The sequence below is a fragment of the Roseisolibacter sp. H3M3-2 genome (genome assembly GCF_029211165.1).
GTDB lineage: Bacteria > Gemmatimonadota > Gemmatimonadetes > Gemmatimonadales > Gemmatimonadaceae > Roseisolibacter.
On the sequence record NZ_JARGEK010000413.1, the window covers coordinates 1 to 3,880 of the forward strand.

At 75.2% G+C, this 3,880-nt stretch carries 4 protein-coding genes and 1 pseudogene; all 5 read left to right on the forward strand.

What is annotated here, in order from left to right:
* Positions 1-352 (forward strand): annotated as a pseudogene (locus PYV61_RS22105) (phenylalanine--tRNA ligase subunit beta); the annotation flags it as partial.
* Positions 349-669, forward strand: coding sequence for a hypothetical protein (locus tag PYV61_RS22110; protein ID WP_275835749.1), 321 nt, complete (start codon positions 349-351; stop codon positions 667-669). The pseudogene PYV61_RS22105 and the gene PYV61_RS22110, both read left to right, overlap by 4 nt.
* A complete protein-coding gene (locus PYV61_RS22115; RefSeq protein WP_275835751.1) occupies positions 659-982 on the forward strand; it encodes a cell division protein ZapA in 324 nt (107 codons plus the stop codon). Before PYV61_RS22110 ends, PYV61_RS22115 begins: the two co-directional genes overlap by 11 nt.
* Positions 983-1,215: 233 nt before the next feature.
* Complete coding sequence (gene rny, locus PYV61_RS22120) at positions 1,216-2,829, forward strand: ribonuclease Y (RefSeq protein WP_275835753.1); 1,614 nt, start codon at positions 1,216-1,218, stop codon at positions 2,827-2,829.
* Between the two features lie 25 nt (positions 2,830-2,854).
* Positions 2,855-3,763: a bifunctional methylenetetrahydrofolate dehydrogenase/methenyltetrahydrofolate cyclohydrolase FolD gene (gene folD / locus PYV61_RS22125; RefSeq protein ID WP_345785278.1), complete on the forward strand. Its 909-nt coding sequence runs from the start codon at positions 2,855-2,857 to the stop codon at positions 3,761-3,763.
* The last annotated feature ends 117 nt before the right edge of the window (positions 3,764-3,880 follow it).

The following is a 3,880-nucleotide window of genomic DNA, read 5'->3' on the forward strand; positions in this document are numbered from 1 at the left end:
CGCCGAGGGCGCGTCGCCGCGGCCGGCCGCCCCGCCGCACCGCAGGGCGCGCGCGCTCCCGACCACGCCGGCCGCCGAGTTCGACCTCGCGCTGGTGGTGCCGGACGCGGTCGCGGCCGGGGAGGTCGCGCGGGTGCTGCGCGCCGCCGGCGGCGAGCTGCTGGAGGACGTCGTGCTCTTCGACGAGTTCCGCGGCGGCGACGTGCCGGCCGGGGCCCGCAGCCTCGCCTGGCGCCTGGTGCTGCGCGACCCGACGCGCACGCTGCGCGAGAAGGAGGTCGAGGGGCGTCGCCAGAAGCTGCTCAAGGCGCTGGAGGGCGAGCTCGGCGTCCGCCCGCGCGTGGCCGGATGAGGGAGTCGGTCATCACCCCCGCCGCCGAGGCGTTCGCCGACCTGGAGCGGCTCGTGCGCGCGCTGGGCGAGGAGCTGTCGTTCTTCCGCCGGCGGGCGCTCGAGGCGGAGCGGCGGCTGAAGGAGCTGCAGTCGGTGACGGGCGCGGCGGGGGGCTCGCAGGACGGGCTGGAGGTGCTGGCCGGTCGTCTCGCCGCCGCCGAGTCGGAGAACGCGGCGCTGAAGGCGCGGCTCGCGGAGGCCGCGGAGCGCACGCGGGGGATGGCCGACCGGATGCGGTTCCTCCGGCAGCAGCAGGAGGTCGACGGTGAGCGCTGACGGCGGGAAAGGGGGCGGGCGCGGCTCGGTGCGGGTGTCGATCCTGGGCGACGACTACACCATCCGCACCGACGCGCCGGCGGGGCACACCCGCGACGTGGCGGCGCACGTCGACCGCGTGATCCGGCAGGTGATGGACAGCGGCACCGTCGTCGAGACGCACAAGGCGGCGATCCTGGCCGCGCTGCAGATCACCGACGAGCTGTTCCGGGCGCGCGCCGACGCGCGGCAGCTGGGCGAGCGCGCGGAGGGGCTGGCCGCCGAGGTGAGGCGGTGGCTGCCGCCGACGAAGCGTGGCGAGGGCGCCGGCTGACCGGCTCGCGCGCGGCGCGGCCGAGGTCGCGTTGCCTTTCCACAGACGCGGGAATAGCTTGCGGCCGCGGCGCTCGCCGTAGGTGCAAGCGCGCGTTGCGGTTAGGCGTTGGTCGGGCGGGGAGGGGGCGCGACGTGGCGGACGCGTCCGAGCCGGCGGTCGGCCGCCTCCCACATAGATGAGCACTCGGGCCATCGCGCGGCGCCTGCGCCGTGCTGGAGCATAGAGCCGTCATGGGAGAGCAAGCGATCCTCGCCCTGCTGGGCGTGCTCGTCGCGGTGGGCGCCGCCGTCGGCGCCTTCGCGTACGGGCGCGGCGCCGGCCGGTCGGCCGGGCTGGTCGAGGGGCGGGCGGAGGAGGTCGAGCGCCAGCGCGCGGCCAAGGCGACCGCCGAGGAGACGGCGAAGCGCATCGTCGGCGACGCCGAGCGGGAGGCCGAGGCCGCCCGGAAGAGCGCCGTCGTCACGGGGAAGGAGGAGCTGCTCCGCCTGCGCGAGGCGCAGGAGGGCGAGGTCCGCGGCCGGCGCGAGGAGGTCGAGCGCGAGGAGCGCCGGCTGCAGGAGCGCGAGGCGCAGCTCGACCGGAAGAGCGAGACCATCGACCAGCGCGACCGGGAGCTGGCGCGGCGCGCGAGCGAGCTCGGACGGCGGGAGAAGGTGGTCGCCGACCAGGAGGGGGCGATCGAGTCGCTGCGCGCCGACGCGACGCGGCGGCTGGAGGAGCTGGCCGGGCTGTCGGCCGCCGACGCCCGGGCGGAGCTGATGCGCCGGATGGAGGAGCAGGCGCAGGCCGACGCGGCGAACCGGATCCGCGAGATCCGCGAGACCGCGCGGCGCAACGCCGAGCGCGAGGCCAAGAAGATCGTCGCGCTGGCCGTCCAGCGGATCGCCGCCGAGCACACCGCGGAGACCACCGTGTCGTCCGTCGCGCTCCCGAACGACGAGATGAAGGGGCGCATCATCGGGCGCGAGGGGCGGAACATCCGCGCCTTCGAGCTCGCCACCGGGGTCGACGTCATCATCGACGACACGCCCGACACCGTCGTGGTCTCGTGCTTCGAGCCGGTCCGACGCGAGGTCGCGCGGCAGGCGCTGGAGAAGCTCGTCTCCGACGGGCGCATCCATCCGGGGCGCATCGAGGAGGTCGTCAACAAGGCCCGCCAGGAGGTCGACAAGCAGATCGTCGAGACCGGCGAGCAGGCGGCCTACGAGGTCGGCGTCGCCGGGCTGCACCCCGAGCTGGTCAAGCTCGTGGGGCGAATGCGCTGGCGGACCAGCTACGGCCAGAACATCCTGCAGCACTCGAAGGAGGTCGCCTGGCTCGCAGGGATCATGGCGGCCGAGCTCGGGCTCGACGTCGCGATGGCCAAGCGCGGGGCGCTGCTGCACGACGTCGGCAAGGTGCTGACGCACGAGCACGAGGGGACGCACGTCCAGCTGGGCGTCGAGATGGCGACCCGCTACGGCGAGCACCCGCTGGTGGTGAACGCCATCGCGGCGCACCACGACGACGTGCCGCACGAGAGCGAGGTCTCGGTGCTGGTGCAGGCCGCCGACGCGATCAGCGGGTCGCGCCCGGGCGCGCGCCGCGAGGCGTTCGAGACGTACGTGAAGCGGCTCGAGGGGCTGGAGCGGATCGCCTCCAGCTACCGCGGCGTCGAGAAGGTGTTCGCGATCCAGGCGGGGCGCGAGGTGCGCATCGTGGTCACCCCCGAGGACGTGGACGACGTGCGCATGACGGCGCTCTCCGAGGAGATCGCGCGGCGCATCGAGGCCGAGCTGCAGTACCCCGGGCAGATCAAGGTCGTGGTGATCCGCGAGACGCGGGCGGTGGACTTTGCGCGCTGAGGCCGCGGAGGCGACGGAGCAGACGATGGCGACGGTGCAGGAGGACGGGGCGGCGCGGCTGATCGACGGGGCGGCGATCGCCCGCGGCGTGCGCGCGCGGCTCGCCGACGAGGTGGCGGCGCTCAGGGCCGAGCACGGCGTGACGCCGGGGCTGTCGGTGGTGCTCGTGGGCGACGACCCGGCGAGCGCGGTGTACGTGCGCAACAAGGAGAAGCAGTCGGTCGAGGCCGGGATGCGCGGCGAGACGATCCGCCTCCCCGCCACGACGACGCAGGAGGAGCTGCTGGCGGTGGTCGACCGGCTGAACGCCGACGACCGCGTGCACGGCATCCTCGTCCAGATGCCGCTGCCGAAGCAGATCGACCCGAACGCGGTGCTGCGGCGCATCCGCCCGGAGAAGGACGTCGACGGCTTCCACCCCGTGAACGTCGGCAAGCTGCTGATCGGCGAGAGCGACGGCTTCGCGCCCTGCACGCCGGCCGGCGTGATGGTGCTGCTCGAGGAGGCCGGGGTGCCGCTGCGCGGCGCCGAGGTGGTCGTGATCGGGCGCAGCAACATCGTCGGCAAGCCGATGGCGGCGCTGATGGTCCAGGCGGGGGTCGACGCGACCGTCACCGTCTGCCACAGCCGCACGCGCGACCTGGCGGCGCACACGCGCCGCGCCGACGTGCTGATCGCGGCCATCGGGCGCGGCCGCTTCGTCACCGCGGACATGATCAAGCCGGGCGCGGTGGTGATCGACGTCGGGATGAACCGGATCGACGACCCGACCACGAAGTCGGGGACGCGGCTGGTCGGCGACGTGGACTTCGACGGCGCGCGCGAGGTGGCGGCGGCGATCACGCCGGTGCCCGGCGGGGTGGGCCCGATGACGATCGCGATGCTGCTGGCCAACACGGTCCGCGCGGCGCGGCAGCTGGCGGGCGTCCGGTGACCCGGCGGCGGCGCGCCGCCACGGACGCGGACGCGCTCGAGCTGTTCGGCCCCGAGCCGCCCGCGCCGCCGGCGCGCGACGTGGGGGAGGCGCTCTTCGGCCCGCCGCGGCGCACCG